The sequence below is a fragment of the Stieleria maiorica genome, from assembly GCF_008035925.1.
Classification (GTDB): Bacteria; Planctomycetota; Planctomycetia; order Pirellulales; family Pirellulaceae; genus Stieleria; species Stieleria maiorica.
The window spans coordinates 1,292,188-1,309,503 of record NZ_CP036264.1 but is presented as its reverse complement, the minus strand read 5'-3'; the positions used below and the strand labels follow the sequence as shown (position 1 = coordinate 1,309,503).

General features: G+C 59.9%; 14 protein-coding genes. 4 read left to right on the top strand and 10 right to left on the bottom strand.

All coding sequences use genetic code 11. The features are described from left to right. Nucleotides 1–106 precede the first annotated feature (106 nt). The gene (locus tag Mal15_RS04235; RefSeq protein WP_147866615.1) at nt 107–2,200 is read right to left on the bottom strand and encodes a hypothetical protein; all 2,094 of its coding nucleotides are present in this window, start codon (nt 2,198–2,200) and stop codon (nt 107–109) included. Nucleotides 2,201–2,336: 136 nt separating this feature from the next. Between Mal15_RS04235 and tpx the strand changes: the two genes are divergently transcribed. Then, entirely contained in the window at nt 2,337–2,852 is a 516-nt protein-coding gene (tpx, locus tag Mal15_RS04230; RefSeq protein WP_147866614.1) for a thiol peroxidase, read from the top strand. A gap of 300 nt (nt 2,853–3,152) precedes the next feature. After that, nucleotides 3,153–4,094, top strand: a complete 942-nt coding sequence (gene trhO, locus Mal15_RS04225; protein ID WP_147866613.1) for an oxygen-dependent tRNA uridine(34) hydroxylase TrhO — start codon at nt 3,153–3,155, stop codon at nt 4,092–4,094. 165 nt (nt 4,095–4,259) lie between these two features. Here trhO and Mal15_RS04220 read toward each other — a convergent pair whose 3' ends face one another. From Mal15_RS04220 to Mal15_RS04205, 4 genes are all read right to left on the bottom strand, one after another. After that, complete coding sequence (locus tag Mal15_RS04220) at nt 4,260–4,652, bottom strand: hypothetical protein (RefSeq protein ID WP_147866612.1); 393 nt, start codon at nt 4,650–4,652, stop codon at nt 4,260–4,262. 1,584 nt (nt 4,653–6,236) lie between these two features. Then, nucleotides 6,237–6,479, bottom strand: a complete 243-nt coding sequence (locus Mal15_RS04215) for a hypothetical protein (protein ID WP_147866611.1) — start codon at nt 6,477–6,479, stop codon at nt 6,237–6,239. 134 nt (nt 6,480–6,613) lie between these two features. Further along, nucleotides 6,614–7,099 (bottom strand): hypothetical protein, encoded by a 486-nt coding sequence (locus tag Mal15_RS04210; protein ID WP_147866610.1) that lies wholly within the window; start codon nt 7,097–7,099, stop codon nt 6,614–6,616. A gap of 498 nt (nt 7,100–7,597) precedes the next feature. Further along, the gene (locus tag Mal15_RS04205) at nt 7,598–8,236 is read right to left on the bottom strand and encodes an RNA polymerase sigma factor (RefSeq protein ID WP_147866609.1); all 639 of its coding nucleotides are present in this window, start codon (nt 8,234–8,236) and stop codon (nt 7,598–7,600) included. A gap of 142 nt (nt 8,237–8,378) precedes the next feature. Between Mal15_RS04205 and Mal15_RS04200 the strand changes: the two genes are divergently transcribed. Continuing rightward, nucleotides 8,379–10,727 (top strand): bifunctional serine/threonine protein kinase/MFS transporter, encoded by a 2,349-nt coding sequence (locus Mal15_RS04200; protein ID WP_147866608.1) that lies wholly within the window; start codon nt 8,379–8,381, stop codon nt 10,725–10,727. Nucleotides 10,728–10,951: 224 nt separating this feature from the next. Here Mal15_RS04200 and Mal15_RS04195 read toward each other — a convergent pair whose 3' ends face one another. Beyond that, nucleotides 10,952–11,758, bottom strand: a complete 807-nt coding sequence (locus Mal15_RS04195; protein WP_147866607.1) for a hypothetical protein — start codon at nt 11,756–11,758, stop codon at nt 10,952–10,954. A 470-nt stretch (nt 11,759–12,228) separates the two neighbouring features. Beyond that, the gene (locus tag Mal15_RS04190; protein WP_147866606.1) at nt 12,229–12,645 is read right to left on the bottom strand and encodes a hypothetical protein; all 417 of its coding nucleotides are present in this window, start codon (nt 12,643–12,645) and stop codon (nt 12,229–12,231) included. A gap of 322 nt (nt 12,646–12,967) precedes the next feature. On the opposite strand from Mal15_RS04190, the gene Mal15_RS04185 reads away from it, so the two are divergent. Next, nucleotides 12,968–13,525 (top strand): gamma carbonic anhydrase family protein, encoded by a 558-nt coding sequence (locus Mal15_RS04185; protein WP_147866605.1) that lies wholly within the window; start codon nt 12,968–12,970, stop codon nt 13,523–13,525. A gap of 220 nt (nt 13,526–13,745) precedes the next feature. On the opposite strand, the gene Mal15_RS04180 is transcribed toward Mal15_RS04185, so the two are convergent. From Mal15_RS04180 to Mal15_RS04170, 3 genes are all read right to left on the bottom strand, one after another. Beyond that, nucleotides 13,746–14,654, bottom strand: coding sequence for a dihydrodipicolinate synthase family protein (locus Mal15_RS04180; RefSeq protein ID WP_147866604.1), 909 nt, complete (start codon nt 14,652–14,654; stop codon nt 13,746–13,748). Nucleotides 14,655–14,659: 5 nt separating this feature from the next. After that, the gene (locus Mal15_RS04175) at nt 14,660–15,547 is read right to left on the bottom strand and encodes an SMP-30/gluconolactonase/LRE family protein (protein ID WP_233903274.1); all 888 of its coding nucleotides are present in this window, start codon (nt 15,545–15,547) and stop codon (nt 14,660–14,662) included. A gap of 87 nt (nt 15,548–15,634) precedes the next feature. After that, nucleotides 15,635–17,131 carry an endo-1,4-beta-xylanase gene (locus Mal15_RS04170; RefSeq protein WP_147866602.1) on the bottom strand — a complete coding sequence of 499 codons (1,497 nt, stop codon included), beginning with the start codon at nt 17,129–17,131 and terminating at the stop codon, nt 15,635–15,637. Nucleotides 17,132–17,316: the final 185 nt, after the last annotated feature.

Sequence of the window (17,316 nt, the reverse complement as noted above, 5' to 3'; positions counted from 1 at the left end):
AATCGGCCAGATCATTTGGAATCGTCGCATTTCGCCTCCGACCTAAACTGGACGCTCCCTTTATTAGATCCCAATTCTCAGAATTTCCGAAGCACGGGGGACGCGATCACGCGGTCCGTCCGACGCGGCCGACCAGCATGCCGGCGGCCAACAGCAAGGTGATGGTCAGCACACCGATCGACGTGGCGATGATGATTTTGAACGAGGCCCGACCGGTAAACAATTCGTTCCAAGTCAATCGCTGGTCGGCATCGATGCCCTGCAGTGTGAACATCGCCACCGGCTCGCCCCGATCCGGTCCGGGGCCGGTCGCCGCAACCGTGCTGGCAAAGATCTTGCCCGTGTCGCTATGACACTCCAGACACCCGGTGACTCCCAGGGACCAGCCCGCCGGACGGACGTTGTGCGCCATCGGCCAGCGGATCATGTCGATCGCATCGTTGTCATCGACTTCGATCTTCTTGACCGTTTCGGGTTCGTCTCCACTGGCATAAACAAACCCGCTGGAGACATAAACGGCCTGCTGAAGATCGAGTTCTTCTTCCAGGGCGGCGATCGCGGCGGAGATTTTTTCACCGAACAGTTTTTCGCCCGCCGCCTTGGTCGCCGCTTCGACTTTCGCCGTTTCCTCCTCGGTCCACTCTTCGGGTTTGCTGCGATAGCGATCCTCTCCGAGTGCCTCCTTCATCTCCGAGCTGCCCAGCTTGGGGGACAGCAATTCGCTGCTAAAGTCGCTTCGGACACGAAGCGCCCGGCGCGTGATGTCGTACACCTTGCTGGGATCCAGCGGCGTCAGTTTGCCATCGACCAGGCTGGCCCAATACGCCGGCCACACGGCGCGGTGCGGGTACACCCGTCCGTCATCGCCCTTGGCATAGACGGGGCCCGCGATCCGAGGCAATTCGGTGCCGTCGCGATGGCCTTTTTCTCCCAACGAGTGAGCCAGGGAGGTCATGATCCCCAGAGCCTCGTCACGGGGCAGCGGTCCGCCGTGACAGGCCGTGCAGGACAGTTTCTCGAAATGCAACGCCGGCAGCCCGGCATGGGCGGGATGCGGCGAACCCAGTCGCCCGGCCAATTGATCGGTGGCGTAGTCGTCGTGCTGCGGTTCGTCCTCGCCCGTCCGCCCGAGTTCTTCGACAAAGTCGGCGCCCATGTGACACCCGGCACACGACAACGTCACCATGTCTTTGCCGCTGGGGTGTTGTTCGCCGGGGTAGGCCCGGACGATGTGGTGGTCGATCCCGTTACGGTGGCAATCGACACAGGCCATTCCGGCACGCAAGTGGACGTCTTGGTCATGAACCCAGCGCGGTTGAATGCCCTCGGCGTCGACGGTCCGATTGCTGTGGCATTGGTAACAGGCATTGTTTTGGGGCTGGCGAATCAAATCGACGAAGACCGTGCCGTCGGCGGCAAAGCGTGACGCGTCGTAGCTGACTTGGGGCAGCTTCTCCTTCGTCTTCTCGTCATCGGGATCCGCCCCCTCTTTGATTCGCGAGACTTGGCCGTCGATGGTTCCGATCTTCATCGCGGCGGTGGCGGCCCAGGCAAAGTTTTCTTCGGCGATCTGGTCCCGCCGGGCGTTGAAATCGTACGAACCCGAGACGCCGTGACAGGCCAGACAATCGATTTCCAAGGAACCCGACAGGGGCCATCGCGACGGCGAGGCGGTCGTTTCGTCCGCCGCATCGGCGTCCCCGTCTGCCTCGGACGCCGCGTCGTCTTCTTCGGGTGCGTGGCCGAGCCCGCCGCCGGGGATGCGTCCGCCGAATTGCCGGACCATCGCCCACTGGTCGATCCCGATTTTCCGCGGGTCGAAGGTTTGGTTCCAATCGCGGTAGGACAGCGGCAACTGGGTTCCGGTGCGGGGATCGGTCCAGATCCAGGGTTCACCTTGGCGGCCATCCTCCGATTCCGGCAGAAAGGCGTTAAAATGCCAGCCGTGGGAGATCGTTTCGTAATCGTGGCAGCGCCCACAGGTGTTCAGGCTGGAATAAGGCGTCGTCGAACCCGGTTCGATGCGGCGATTGTTTACATCATACAAATGGATGTGGTGCAAAAACCGGGCGTCACCATCGCTGTGCGCGTAGCTTGAACCATCGGCGGCCACGAGGGGATGTGCTGCCGCGACCAGCCCCAACAGGGCGGCGCAGGCGAAAACACGAGACCATTGCGAAAACGATTGCGGCAGAAACATAGGAATTTTTTCAATCCGTGGTCCGGGCTTCGGGGGGCAGCCCCATTCCCGGCAGCGTGTCGGGGCAACATAATTCGACAGCTTAGCATTGTTACGTAAATTCGTGTCCCACCGACCACCAACCAAGGTTTTTCTCATGGCTCAAACTGGCGTCATTACTTTCAAGGGCAACCCGATGACACTGGCCGGCGAGGCGTTGAAGGTGGGAGCCCCGGCTCCCGAGTTTCAACTCCACTACGCCGACGGCGGGATCCAAACCCTGACGTTGGCCGATCTGAAAGGCAAACCCAGCATCATCAGCGTCGTCCCCAGCTTGGACACGCCGACCTGTGCGATCCAGACGAAGAAGTTCAACGAAGAACTGGCCGCTCTGGGTGACAAGATCAACGCCGTCACCGTCAGCCGCGACCTGCCGTTCGCCCAAGCCCGTTTCTGCGGGGCCGAGGACATCAAGATGCGGACGGCCAGCGATTACCAAACGCACGCCTTCGGCAACGATTATGGATTGACGATCGAAGAGCTGAAATTGCTCACCCGAGCCGTGTTCGTGTTGAACGCCGACGGCGAGATCGCTCACAAAGAAATCGTCGCCGAAGTCACCGAGGAACCCGACTACGCGACCGCCCTGGCCGCCCTGCGGATGCTGCTGTAGATCCCCTTTACAGTGAGCCGACGGCGCTAGCCGCGGGCCTTGGATTGCCCTCCGAGACTTATAAGGCCCGAGGCTAGCGTCTACGGCTCCGTTTGTGATCGAAAAGCCTTTAGGCATCCTCTGCAGCCGGTTCCCCGGATGCAGGGAGATCGGCTAAAGCCTAGACACCAACGCTTCCTAGCATTCCATGTCACCATGGTTTTCGGGTAGTGGACGAGGCGACGAGTCCATTCGGATTGCCAGTTGCGAGGACTCCTCGCGTCGTCCACTACCATTCGCCTTGATCCACCGCCCACCACGATGTCAAAAGAACATCACCCACGCTCGAGCGACGACCTTCCCATCGTCGTTGCGGCGCTGTACCGATTCGTCGCCTTGCCGCACCACCAGCAACTGCGGCCGTCGATCGAATCGGTGCTGGCCGAAAACAACGTGAAAGGGTCGTTGTTGTTAGCCAGCGAAGGCATCAACGGAACGATCGCGGGATCGCGCCGCGGCATCAATGCGGTGCTCGAGCATTTGCGATCGATTCCCGAGTTTGCCGAGTTGGAGGTGAAAGAATCCGCTTGTGCCGAACAACCCTTTCGCCGCAGCCGGGTCCGGCTGAAACGCGAGATCGTGACGATGGGCGTCCAGGGCATCGATCCCAACCAGTCGGTCGGCACCTATGTCGACCCGAATGACTGGAATGACTTGATCGCGGATCCCGACGTCGTCTTGATCGACACAAGGAACGAATACGAGATCTCGATCGGCAGCTTCGAAGGTGCCCAGAACCCGCATACCGAATCGTTCCGCGAGTTCCCCGAGTTTGTCGACAGGCACCTCGATCCGGCCAAGCAGAAGAAGGTCGCGATGTTTTGCACCGGTGGCATCCGATGTGAAAAATCGACGGCGCTGCTGAAGCAAAAAGGATTCCAGGAGGTCTATCACCTCCGCGGCGGAATCCTCAAGTACCTGGAAACCGTTCCGGAATCAGAATCCAAATGGAACGGCGACTGCTTCGTGTTCGACCAACGCGTTTCCGTCGGACATGGACTGACCGAAGGGGAGCACGTGATGTGTTTCGCCTGCGGCTGGCCGGTGTCGAAAGAAGATCAGCGACACCCGGATTTCGAAGCCGGCGTGCATTGTCCGAATTGCGTCAACGAGATTTCCGAAGAACGCAAACGCCGCTTCGCCGAACGGCAAGCGATGTGGGAAAAGCAAGGCCGTTTGCCCAAAGGGCATGCGCATCCGTAGCCTGGGGTCAGCGAACGAGCCAAGCGAAGCGACCGCCACCCCAGGAAACGGACTCAGGATTCGGGTTCGTGTCGTAGCGGAAGCCGCCATGGCTTTCGACCTCCCGGCGCGGCGTCGCCGCGCCAGTGCGAAACTCTTGGCGAGTTCCGCTACCTGAAAACCAAGCTACGGGCATTGCGAGTCGAGGTGTTTCAGCCAATCGTCTGAGACCATCGTGAACTTCAAGGATGCACCATGGAATGTGCAGCCATTGTCACCGGACATTTCGACGTCATTGAGTTCAAGCGTCGACAGGTTCGGAAACAACTTGAGACGCGTCGGCCCCACATCACCGAGACGAGCACTGGGAATCGCAACGTCAGTTACGCGTTGACTCGCGAACAGCGATAGCGTGGTCGTTTCGCCAAATTCAACCGTGCCGCCGACATCTTGGATGTCTTCAATCAGTTGACGACGTGCCGCGTCCTGTCTTTGCAAGTACGCAAACCAGACCGCAGCGAGCACGATCACGACAAGCACGCTCCGCAATGAAAACTGTCGCCGAGATAACTTTCCCATACGACTCAACTCTCACTCCTTTCTGCGAAAACGAACTGCGATCAATCCGCCGCATGCGAAGCGATCGTGCGTCAGAACGTTTTCGACCCTCATCCGGGCCGATGACAAGACTCGATTAGAGCGAATGCTGGCTGAGGGTGCCAGTTTCAACCATCCCAGACAAATTCGAGCTTCGTGGCATCTGCCTGATTCGCTCCATGCCCCTGAGGCACGCGACAACGCCCCCCCCCACCGATGGCACCCCCCCACGGATCCCTGGCTGCTTTTCATCCGTGGGGACGCTCTGCCATCCGTGGGCCGGTTCGACTCCGGCGTCCGTCCAAGACAATCCGATGCCAAACCGCAGAGCGGTGCCACAACACAGCCCGGGGTACCGAAGGATTGCGAATGGTTTCACCCAAGATCCAATCGCTCCCACACGGAATTGCGATCAGTCTCGCTTCGTACGTTCGTCGCACATTGATGGGCGGCAACCGATCGACGCGTCAAGGACGAAGGCTGGGTGGAGAGACTAAAACGCAGAGGCGCAGAGAGCGCAGAGCATGATGCACTCCATTCCCCATCTCTGCGTCCTCTGCGACTCTGCGATTCAAAATGATATACGAATGGCGCAACCCAACGCTGATAATGACTGCTGCGTGATGCGTCTAATCACGGGAATCGAATCGCGAATGACACACCCTCGATTCAAGTGGGCACCATGAAATTGCCGGCAGACCCGCGTTGACCACATGTTTGCGGGGAGGCACCAATTCAAATGCAACCTGCCAAAGAAGAGCTGCCCCCGAGGTACGCGACGACGAGATTGTCCCACCGATGGCAGCGCGTCCCCACGGATCCCTGGCTGCTTTTCATCCGTGGGGACGCTCTGCCATCCGTGGGCCGGTTCGACTCCGGCGTCCGTCCAAGACAATCCGATGCCAAACCGCAGAGCGGTGCCACAACACAGCCCGGGGTACCGAAGGATTGCGAATGGTTTCACCCAAGATCCAATCGCTCCCACATGGAATTGCGATCAGTCTCGCTTCGTACGTTCGTCGCACATTGATGGGCGGCAACCGATCGGCGTGTCAAGGACGAAGGCTGGGTGGAGAGACTAAAACGCAGAGGCGCAGTGAGCGCAGAGCATGATGCACTCCATTCCCCATCTCTGCGCCCTCTGCGACTCTGCGATTCAAAATGATATACGAATGGCGCAACCCAACGCTGACAATGATTTCCGCGTGATGCGTCTAATCACGAGTATCGAATCGCGAATGACACCACCCTCGATTCGCCTGCCACATCTTCTACAGCTCCCTTGAGGGTGAAAGTCAATCAAATGAATTCAATTCAGCTCAAGCATCAGACGTCGGTTTGTCTTCGTTCGCCGAACCGCAAAGGGGTAGCCTTGAATCTTTGCGGCTTGGCGACTTAGTGTGAGATCCTTCCAGCGAGCAAGTCAACGCGTCAATGAAACCGCGTCAGATCAGTCGCCACAAAAGCACGAGAAGACAGTAAAAAAGAACCGCGAATGGCAGCGTGCCCTCACGGATCCCTGGCTGCCTTTCATCTGTGGGGACGCTCTGCCATCGGATCAAATGGTCAGCGAGAGTCTTTGGAATCCGCATCAAACGGTATTCGCGCGTTGCGACGGTCGTCAAACAGACGACCGTCGAGCCGACGCTGCCGTTCGGACTCAGCAAGAAAATCGCGACGTCGGATTGTATCCACAATGAACGCGAAGACATCACCGGCATACCAACATGCAAGAAAAAGCAAAGCGGGCACGACCGTAAACATGAGCAGGGCGATCGCTACGGCACCACCGCCGCCGGACATCATCATGGCATTTCGGGACTCATCGTGGCGTGGGCGTCATTGAGGTCTCCGTGGCTTCAGTCGGCGAACGACGGACATCACGGGGGACGGAGGAAAGATCGTCTATTTCAAAATCCATGCAAGTGGTCCTCCCGTACATGTTATGGTTCGGGTGCTTCGCCTGCGATGCGGGACGACTCAAGACCGTCATGAGTGGCCTTTGCGCGACGAGCGAATGTCGAGTAGAGGGCAACCAAAACTATCGTGAGAAATAATGGTGGTATCCAGCCCGTGGCAAGTAACGCGGCGTTCATTCCGACCCCATCGTACATGTAGTCGCCACTTTGGTAAGCAATTTCACGCAGTGCTGGCAAGTTGAACTGCATTCGAAATTGAAGCGTGGCATACCAAGACGTTAGTGAAGACAGCACGATGCGAGCAAGCCAGTTTGGACCTGACGGCGATTTCGCTGGCCAGAACACAAAGACCGCAGGGATCAAAAACAGTGACGCGTTCATCCCGGCACTGCCAACGTCAGCGCAAAGTTCATTCGGGAGCCATCGAATTGGGCGGATCATCGCGAGCAACAGATCGACGCTAATAGCGCCGAGAATAAGTCCACCGATGATGAAAGAGTTGCGCATCATTCGTCAACAAAACGGCCCGTGGTCACTACGCCAATAGACTCAACTCGGCGACTTACGTACATCGCCTGGTTCGCCGCTATGCAGCGTCGGGCACGAGGAAAGCCGCGTTGATTGGGTTTGCTCGATGAATGTTCGGTCGAGCTAGCAAACTCACTGGCTGCGTTCGCTCCATTCTCAGGCGGCTGGTACGGATTCGTCGTCATATCAGTTGGCGAAACTATTTACAAATTGGTCTCGTAGACCGGGGCCGAACCGGACCGGCGAAGTAAAACCATCTTGCCCAGGTGCGCTGCGGTGCGTACCGAGCCTGGAAGTGTTTGGGACGTGGTGGGTGGGGCAAAACGATGACGAGAAGGCTGGCAGAATGAGGTGGGGGCGACGAGGGTTGCTGGATGGTGGTGGGGTGATTGGGTGGGTGACCGCGTGGCGGTCAGGGGGAACAGCTGAGACAGCGGTTCTACAATTTGGAGAGACAGCTGGGACGGTGGTACTGAGGTTTTAGCCGCGGGTGGGGCGGACGTCGGCGAGGATTTTTTCGAGCTGCCGCATGCTGCGGGACAGCAGCACTCGCACCGACACGTCAGTCTTGCCCAGCTTCTCGGCGATCTTCTTGGTCGGCAACCCTTCGGCATATCGCATCTGGATCGCTTGCCGTTGCTCTTCGCCGAGTGACTGGACCGCGGCTTGCATCCGCATCATCCGCACGTCGCGGCTGAACGCCGCGCTCGGGCTGGTCATGCTGGCGGCCAATAGTTGTTCCAAACCCGGTGCGGAATCGTCGGACGAACCGCTGCTGCCGCCGGCATTGAGCGATTGTTGTCGATTGGCGTCGCGCCGCTTGGCATCGAAGTGAAAGCGGTGGGCATCGACGACGCGCCGGCGGGCGAGCTGTTGCAACCAATCCATCGGCGAGTATTCATCCAGCGGTGCGGTCGGCAAACCCGACAGGGCGGCCGCGGAGATCTCTTGGACCAAATCGTCGACTTCGACCACCGCCAGCAGGTGTTCGCCGGTGATCGAACGCACGAAACCGGAAAGCTGGGATTGGTGCTGATGGATATACTCCGCCAGCGCCGCCGCATCCTTTTGTTTGATCCGCTCGGTCAACGCCGAGTCGTCAGGGGTTTCATCGGGCATTTCAGATCATCGTGAGAGCGTGGGATGCGGTGCGTGTTGGTTCGGCCGCGGATGCGTGAATCGACACGACCGAGTATAACGAAGATCAACCGACCGGCGGATCGGACTCGGCAAACCCTCTCCTGATCGTCTTCACCCATCCATGACCGACAGGACCTCCCCCATCGACGACGTCTCCGGCCCGGAATCCGCCGCGGCCCCGCCGGTCGATCCCGACGCGACCACCGACGTTCCGCTGCGTGAATCCGCCAGCCGATCGCCCGTCGATCCGGACCTGATGGATGATCTGCTGGAACGCTGCCTGGAGCAATACCTGGAAGCCGCTCCGCTGGCATCGCCACAGGAACTGGGGCGGTTTCTGCCCGAGGTGGATCTGGGCACGCAACGCTTCCTGCTGGTCGAATTGATCAAATTGGACATGGCCAGCGTCTCCGAAGCGACCGTGACGGGATCCGCCATGGCGGTCGTCCCGCGCGTCGAAGACTACCTGACGCACTTTCCCCAGGTGATGACGGCGGCCGATGTACCGTTGGACTTGCTGATGGAAGAAATCCAGTTGCGAAAGGAATCCGGCGAGCTTCTCGACCCGGCCGACTACGCCAAGCGGTTTCCGCAACACGACTCGATGATCGCCGAGCTGCTGGGCGGCCAGCTGAGTGCCAAGCCGGAGGCGACTGCGGCAGCCGTCAATCGCAAACGCCCACCGGAGTTTCAGGTCGGGCAGCAAATCGACGACTTTGTGATCGTCCAAACGCTCGGCAGCGGCGCCTTTGCCAACGTGTATCTGGCGCGTCAATTGTCGATGAGTCGATTGGTGGCGCTGAAGGTTTCGCGGGGGACCGGTGACGAACCCCAGGCATTGGCGCAGTTCGATCATCCGAACATCGTGCGAGTTTACGATCAACGGATGATCGACGATCCGCCGGCGCATTTGCTGTACATGCAATTTCATCCGGGAGGCACGTTGGCCGATGTGGTCGATCGGGTGCGTCACACGCGGCCTTGGGATCGATCCGGCGATTTGATTCTGCAATCGGTCGATCGATCGCTGCTCAAGACGGCTCAAGCGGTCCCCGAACGATCGGCGCTTCGCGAAATGCTGGGGGCGATGTCGTGGCCGATGGCGGTCGCCTGGGTGGGGATCCACTTGTCGCGGGCGTTGGAGAACGCGCACCGTCGCGGCGTGATGCACCGCGACGTTAAACCCGCCAACGTGCTGCTGTCGGCCGAGGGAGTTCCGAAGCTGGCCGACTTTAATGTCAGCTTCGCCGGCAGCGCGGGACGTGCCGGTGCGGCCAGCAGTTTCGGCGGCTCGATCGGCTACATGGCCCCGGAACACCTGCGCGCGATCTCGGCGACCTCCTTCTCGGCCCCTGAAGACGTCGGACCGAGGGCGGACTTGTATTCCCTGGCGATTCTGTTGTGGGAATTGTGGCAGGGCCGCCGACCGTTTGAATCCCAGGGGCGACCGAAATCCTGGACCGATGCGGTCAGCCAACAACTGATCGCCCGCGAATCACTCGGCGATCCGGCGACGCACGGCGAAGACGCGTTGGCGCGACTCTTGGAAAAGATCCTCCGCGACACGCTGGCCTTTGCCCCGGAAGACCGGATCGGATCGGGAGCGGAATTGGAGGCCCGGCTGATCTTGGCGCTGCACCCCGATGCGGCACAGCTGTTTGATCCCGAACCCGAATCTTGGCACGGATGGCTGAGCCGTCAATCGCCGTGGTGGGTCGCTGCGACGACGATCCTTGTGCCCAACGCGATCGCCGGGGTGTACGGGTTCTTTTACAACCAACAGGACACCTTGGAAAAGTTATTTGCAGAGGTCGAAGGGTTGAGTACGACGTTCACGACGCTGGTAATCTGCATCAATTCGGTTGCGTATCCCTTGGCCGTGGTGCTGGCGATCTATTTCACTCGCCGTGTGGTCAAGGGATTGGAGTCGACCGCGTCGGGCAAGGAGGCAACCGAGGAAGACCTGTTCGCGGCGTTGGAACTGGCCCACCGGGCCGCCGTCATCGGCGGTCTGCTCTGGTGCCTGGCGGCGATTCTGTATCCGGCAGTCCTGTCCTACGTGCATCCCGAGTTTTCGCGTCGCGAAGTCGGACATTTCTTTTTGTCACATGTCATCTGCGGCGGCGTCGCGGCGATCTATCCATTTTTCGGGTTAAGCATCTATGCGATCTCGGTGCTGTACCCGCGGATGGTGCGTTCCAAGCTGAATGACCCAAATTTTGACCGTCGCGTGGCAAAGCTGGTGCGTCGTTGCGAGCGTTGTCTGCTGCTGGCATGCCTGGTGCCGTTGATGGGGGTGACGCTATTGTTGGTCAGCAACGAGGATGCGAAGCACGTGATGTTGATCGCGATCGCAGCGACCGGATTGGGATTGTTCGCCGCATTTTCCGCCTACCGATACATCCTGCGACAATGCTCGGCGATGACCCCGGTGTTGTCCAGCAAGCGTGATTCGATCTTGTCGATGTAGGGGCGGCAAAAAGAAAAAACCTCTCGCCGCATCGCGATCCATCGCGCGGCGAGAGGCGACCCTTTCGATCACAAACTGAGCCGCAGGCGCTAGCCTCGGGCCCCACAAGCCGCAGGCGCTAGCCTCGGGCCCCACAAGCCGCAGGCGCTAGCCTCGGGCCCTACAAATCTCGCTGGGCAATCCAAGGCCCGCGGCTAGCGCCGTCGGCTGACTTCCACCGCCCGTCACGGGCTGGGCGCGTTGTCGGTGAATTGATCGATCGCGGTGCGGAGGTCGGGTGAGGAGAATCCGCCGCCGATGTCACTCGGCGACGACGGCTGGGCGGACTGCGACGAGGCATCGGTCGTGGGGTCCGGCGTGGTCGTTTCGGGCGAAACCGCAGCCGCGGATTCGGTCACTTCGGTGACCACGGCCGCCGCCAGCGGCAACGCTGCGAGTTCGTATGATCGCAAGTTGTTCGCTTCGTCGGACTCCATGAACTGGTCGTAGCTATCCACCACGACCAGAACCCGATTCAGCCCGATGATCTGTCCGTTCAGGTTTCCCATCGCCAGAGATTCGATTGGCAAGGTCAATGTCACCTGGATCGCCTGGCCGGCCGGCACGGAGTCGAGTTTCGCCGTCACGTTGGGGCTGGTCGGAAGGATGCGTCCGAGCAGACCGACCAGGGTGACGTGGGCGCCACAGACATCGCGTGTGCTGCAGTTCTTGATGACCAAGTCGAATGACGGGCCGCATCCGGTGGTGTCGGCATGGCGGGCGATGGATTCAAGTTGCAGATCACCGAGTTCAGCGGCGGGGATCGCGACCGGGCCGTACGGATGAAACGCGTTGACCGTTGCGGCGGGATTGGCGTTGTTGTTGACACCGTGTCGAAGCAGCAATCCGATCACGTGATCGCATCGATCGGGGCCGTGGAGCAGCCGACGCAGTTCGGCATCGTCGGCGTGTGCCACGGCCAAGCAGTTGCCCAGCAGGGTGCCCGCGATCGCGGCGAACATCCACCGGCACAGTGGAATTGGGCGTTTCATGGTTTGGTCTCGTGTTGGTGTTGGGGTGGTTTAGGAAGATGGGATGGGGCGTTGGAGTGCAAGCTCTAGCCGACAGTGGTCGAGGTCGTGCGTTTTTTGGAAAACACCCTCCTGGCAGGCATTGGTGTCTACACAATTTACAATGGCTCCCTTCTCCCCCGGCTTTGCGGGGGAGAAGGGCTGGGGATGAGGGGGCCAGCGTCCTGAAAACGGGTTGGGCGGAATGCCCCTCACCCCCAGCCCCTCTCCCCAAAACAGATCGCAGTCGACTTCGCTCTGTGATCAAATTCTGTTTACGCGATCTGTTTTAGGGAGAGGGGAGCCATGTCCTAAATCGCGGACCGATTTTTGTAGACACCAATGCCCAGAGGGAGGGTGAAGTCGTAAACGCCTGTTAAATATCAGGTTTAAAAACCGCACGGCTGCGGTCGCTGCGGGGCAGCGACCGGGCCGGATCGTCGTCCCTGGGCTCAGTAGCAAGCCCAGTAGCTGGTGTAGACCGGGACGTGGTAGGTCACCGGGTGGTAGTACGAGTAGCTGACCGGTCGGTAGCAGTGATAGCGATAGGTCGGTCGGTAGTAGCTGTAGCCGTATCCGTAGCTGTAACCGTAGCTTCGATAGCTGGGCGAGTAACCGTAGCCGTAGCCGACACGGCGGAAGCAGGCCGCCACCGCGTCTTCGTCCTTGTCATCCTCGCCCAGCAAGGCGTCGACGTCCGCCTGGCCGAACTCGTCCAGATCCTCCGCCACGCCCTCGGCCGATGCATCGGCGGCGACGATCAGATTGGAATCCAACGTGGCCAGCGACTGCAGCAAGTCGTCGTCGGCGCTGACGGTGCCAAAGATCATCACGAGCGGTGCGACAGCAAACAAGATTCGTTTCAACATGGTTTTATTCCTTCACGCGATTCGACAGGGATGTTTCTGTGAAGAAGGCGGGAGCCCGTCGAGTCACTCGCCGCATTCGTTGTTCTTGACTGAAGAACCAAGCGGGCGAGATAGGTCGGTGTTTCAAAGAATCTGAAAAAGTGCTGGGCGGATGGGGGAGGATAGAAAAATGGGGGGCAGAAAAATGGAGGGAAGAGACGAGAAAAGACAAGAAAATAGTGTGGGCTCAACCTGGGGCGTTGGATTGCTGTGATGGGCGGGCATCCGATAGACTCGGCGCGGCAAACCATTTGTTCTCTGGCTTGTGGAGTGGGACGCGCTGATGTCGTTATCGATTCGAACTTTCCGGGGGATCACGCCGAGCCTGGGGCAGCGTGTTTATGTCGACCCGGCGGCGACGGTGATCGGAGACGTTGCGCTGGGCGATGACGCTTCCGTTTGGCCCGGGGCGGTGATCCGCGGCGACCTGAAACCGATCCGGATCGGTGATCGCACCAACGTGCAAGACAACGCGGTGCTGCACACGACGCACAACAGCGAGTTCAACCCCGGCGGGTGGCCGCTGACGATCGGCGACGACGTGGTGATCGGCCACCGCGCGATCCTGCACGGCTGCACAGTCGGAAACCGTGTCTTGATCGGAAACGGGGCGGTGGTCAACGACGCGGCGGTGATCCACGACGAAGTCATCGTGGGTGCCGGCTGTATCGTCCCGCCGGGCAAGACACTCGAAAGCGGTTTCGTGTACGTCGGCAACCCGTGCCGCCAACTGCGCCCGATCACCGAACCAGAAACCCGCTTCTTCCTGTACTCGCCGGCCAACTACGTCAAACTAAAGAATCAGTATCTGGCCGAGGCGGAAGGGCAAGCTTGGAAATGAGACAAAAAATGGGTGACAGGAAAATAGGTTGGGAGTAGCACGAGCCAGCGACTCATTTTCTTGTCACCGATTTTCCTGTCGCCCAATTCTTCTCCAATGGATGAACCGAGTCGGGCGCCGAGGTGCGCGTCACGATTTATCGACAGGTCGTATCGTGTCCCGCTGGCAGTCGCACCTGCCGCTCGCTGACGCTTCCCGCTGGCACTCTCATGCGGTATGCTTACCCCACTGTCATGCCGGCGACGGCGTCGCGGATCTTGGAGACCAGGGATTCATCGAGGTCACTGAGCATGGGCAGCAGCGGGCCGGTAGCGGCGATGCCGGCTTCGGCGACGGCATGGTGCAACACACGGATCGGGCTGTACATGTTCCGCAAGTCTTCTAGCGGCAAGAACCACTGCCGAATCGACTCGGCGGTTTCATAATCCCCGGTCTGGATCGCGCGCAACATTTCCATGCTGCGGGCCGGCGCGACGCACACGCAGCCGCTGGTGAAGCCGGTGATGCCGAAATCCCGCAAGTGGACGATGGCCGGTTGCTCGCCGATGCCGCTGACCATCCGCGAGGACGGGAAGACGTCGCGGATCTTGTTCAGGTAGTCGTCCTGGCTGGGATCATCGCGCACGACCGCGTACTTGATCCAGGAGATCAGCCCGTCGCGGTGCAACGCGTCGACCCACTTGGCGTCCAACCAGCGATCAAACTTCAGATACAACACCAAGGGCTTTCCGTAGCGTTCGGCCAGGTGACGAATCCCGGTGGCGACACCCTGTTGATCGACGACATCGCGTGCGGGCAACAGCATCGCGGTGGCGAAGTCGTATTCACGCAAGATATCGACTTGATCGACGGCCAACCCGTAGGCCGGTCCGATCGACGGCACGACACTGGTTTGATCGCCCGCGGTTTCGCTAAGCATCGTCAACGTCTTGGCATACTCGCTTAGACGCATGTGATAGAAAACGGCGTTTCCGCCATACAGCAGCGAGCGGATGCCGCCGTCTTCGAGAAACCGAATCAGTTTGGCATTTTCCGACGTGCTGACTTCGCCCTCACTGTCGCGCGCCAGCGGCGGCACGGCGAAAACACTTTCGGACAAATGATCGGGATCAAAGGAACTGGTAAGCATAATGGTTAGTGCATTCCGGGGATCGGCATGGTGACACGGTAAAGACCGGTGCGGGCGGTCACGAACATTGTTTTCCAATCATCGCCGCCGAAGCAGACGTTGGCCGGCTGCTCGGGGAAGGCGACGACGCCAATTTGCTTTCCGGCCGGCGAATAGATCTGCACACCGATGTGGGTGGTGATGTAGACGTTGCCATTGACGTCCAATGCGATCCCGTCGGCGCCGGTCCCCGACTTGCCCTCGGGTTGCTGGAGAGTGCAAAACGTTTTCGGCGCGGACAACTTTCCGGGTCCGGTCACGTCGTAGACCAGCATCTCGGCCTGCCCGCTGGGGCAGACATAAAGCCGTTTCCGATCGGGCGACATGCCGATGCCGTTGGGCGCGGCCAAGCCTTCGGTGACGCGGGAGACCGTGTCGTCGGCGGCGATGTAGTAGACGGCTTGAACGGTTTGGGGCAGCGGCGTCGGTGCGCGAAACAGCGGGTCGGTAAAATAGATTCCGCCGTCATCGTCGACGGTCAAGTCGTTGGGGGCGTTGAAGCGTTTGCCGTTGTACTGCGATGCCAACACGGTCGCGTTCGCGTCATCGTCATAGCGGACGACTTGCCCGTCCATCTGACATGCCAGGATGCGTCCGTCGGCGGGGATCAGGATCCCATTGGTATGTTTCGAATCGCCGGTGAACAGGGTGATCGATCCATCGGGGGCGAGACGATGGATGGCGGTGTTGGGGATGTCGGTGAACAACAGCGACTTGGATTTCGGTTCCCAGGCGGGGCCTTCGGTGAAGGCGAATCCGTCCTGAACCAATTCGACCTTGCCGGTCGGTTTGACTTCCTCGGCCGCGTCGTCCTGGGCCGTCGCGACGGTGACGCTCGCCAGAGCGAGGAGCACAGCGGGGAACCACCTTCTGGCGAAGGTAGCTACGTTTGACCGGCAAAGTGGCGCGGTCCAGATCGGATTCAATTTCATCGCGGTGCCTCAAGCTAAAAGTTCGTGTCGAAGCCGTTCAAAGTAATCCAACATCGGTCGCGGTGCACCCAGCGAATCGATCACGCCGGCGTGACTTTGCACATGTTTTTCATTATCGGCCCAACCGTCCCAGACGATGCCGTGCACGACCTGCTTGGCCAGCAACGTGCGAACGATCGGACCGGCCGTGCGAAGCTGGTTGGCCGACAACTCCACCCGATCCGTACCGGTCATCAACGTCGATTGCTTGGCGATCGCTTTTTCATCTTCGCCACAGCCGCCGGGGATCGTCAGTTGAACCAGCATGGGCAACCCCAGCGTCGCCCAGCGATCGATCATCTGGCCGAAATCGAGCGCCGACCGCGGCAGCGTCGCATCACGGGCGTAGTTCAATCGTACGTCTAACCCGATGCCGGCCATCCCCAACCCGCTGCGCGCGAGTGCGTCGGCAAAGTGCAACGCGGAGATTCCGTCGCGGTGTTTGGCCAGGTATTCACCGAACGGTTGATCGAAGGAAATGATCGCCGGCGTGTTGGGATCGATGCGACGGACGGTCTGCAGGATGGCGACGGCCAATCGCATCACCTGTTCGTCATCCAACGCGACCGGGCCGGGCGTGTTCAATCCCGCGGCACAGTTCCACAGCTGGACCGAACCGCGGTAACGCTCGACGACACGTTGTGTGTATTGAGTGACCGATTGCAAGAAGGAATCGAAGTTGTCTTCGATCAAGTACAACCAGGGCGGCATCAGCTCTTTGCGGAAATCGACCAGCGGACCGGCCAAGACGCGAAGCCCGCGTTCGCCGCACCAATGAATCGTTCGATCGCTGGCCTCGAATTCGAACCGACCGGCATCGGATTCGATCGTCCCCCAGTTCAACCGAACCGCGGCACAATTGAACGCGCTTTCAAACCGCCGACTGAGTGGCGAGCGTGTCGGGGCGGGCGGAAAGACGCTGCCGGCCAACAGAGTGCCCAACTGTGGTTCGCGCTGCTTGCGATAGGCGATCGATTGAAGCGCGAACGATTCGCCCAGATCCGCAATGGCTTGTTCCAAGGTCGCGATCGCTTGCAACGCATGACGTGAACACTCCTCCAGGTCACCGCGTGCCTCGGCCGCATCGAGAAACTGTGCGGTCCCGCGTGCGACCAACTCACCGAACCGGTCTCCCAACGCCAAACCCGCCCGCTCCCAATTGCTGGACTGTTCCCGCGCCCGATAACAGCTCCCCCGGGCCAGTTCCAAATACAGCGGATGCGGTCGCTCGTGGGGCATCAATGAACAGGTCGAAAGTGTGCGATAGCCCAGCCCCTTGGTCGGGCAGGTCAAATACAGCTTGCCCGACGTGTCGACCGGACGCGAAATCGACAGGATGCCCCCGTCGACGCTGTTCTTACATTCCCAGGGCACACCCTCGATGCCACAGATGTAGGCATCTTTCCACAGCGTCTGTTTCAACAACTGGGTCGAATCGGATGGGACAGCGAAATGGAATTGCCCCATGGTGCGGGCCAAACAATCCGGTTGCGGGATAAAAGACGCAATTGACAGAATCCGGACCGGCTGAATCCAGATCGGCCCACAGTTTACCGACTGATTGTGTCGCTTGCGAGCACGGCGGATTTCCACTGGTTGTGATCGGCGTCGGATTCTCGACAATAACTGAATCGCCTTGTGACAGGTCCGTC

What these genes read in the sequence shown, in the direction of transcription:
- Mal15_RS04235 (WP_147866615.1), bottom strand. Translation starts at nt 2,200, where the DNA reads ATGTTTCTGCCGCAATCGTTTTCGCAATGGTCTCGTGTTTTCGCCTGC.
- tpx (WP_147866614.1), top strand. Translation starts at nt 2,337, where the DNA reads ATGGCTCAAACTGGCGTCATTACTTTCAAGGGCAACCCGATGACACTG.
- trhO (WP_147866613.1), top strand. Translation starts at nt 3,153, where the DNA reads ATGTCAAAAGAACATCACCCACGCTCGAGCGACGACCTTCCCATCGTC.
- Mal15_RS04220 (WP_147866612.1), bottom strand. Translation starts at nt 4,652, where the DNA reads ATGGGAAAGTTATCTCGGCGACAGTTTTCATTGCGGAGCGTGCTTGTC.
- Mal15_RS04215 (WP_147866611.1), bottom strand. Translation starts at nt 6,479, where the DNA reads ATGATGATGTCCGGCGGCGGTGGTGCCGTAGCGATCGCCCTGCTCATG.
- Mal15_RS04210 (WP_147866610.1), bottom strand. Translation starts at nt 7,099, where the DNA reads ATGATGCGCAACTCTTTCATCATCGGTGGACTTATTCTCGGCGCTATT.
- Mal15_RS04205 (WP_147866609.1), bottom strand. Translation starts at nt 8,236, where the DNA reads ATGCCCGATGAAACCCCTGACGACTCGGCGTTGACCGAGCGGATCAAA.
- Mal15_RS04200 (WP_147866608.1), top strand. Translation starts at nt 8,379, where the DNA reads ATGACCGACAGGACCTCCCCCATCGACGACGTCTCCGGCCCGGAATCC.
- Mal15_RS04195 (WP_147866607.1), bottom strand. Translation starts at nt 11,758, where the DNA reads ATGAAACGCCCAATTCCACTGTGCCGGTGGATGTTCGCCGCGATCGCG.
- Mal15_RS04190 (WP_147866606.1), bottom strand. Translation starts at nt 12,645, where the DNA reads ATGTTGAAACGAATCTTGTTTGCTGTCGCACCGCTCGTGATGATCTTT.
- Mal15_RS04185 (WP_147866605.1), top strand. Translation starts at nt 12,968, where the DNA reads ATGTCGTTATCGATTCGAACTTTCCGGGGGATCACGCCGAGCCTGGGG.
- Mal15_RS04180 (WP_147866604.1), bottom strand. Translation starts at nt 14,654, where the DNA reads ATGCTTACCAGTTCCTTTGATCCCGATCATTTGTCCGAAAGTGTTTTC.
- Mal15_RS04170 (WP_147866602.1), bottom strand. Translation starts at nt 17,131, where the DNA reads ATGGGGCAATTCCATTTCGCTGTCCCATCCGATTCGACCCAGTTGTTG.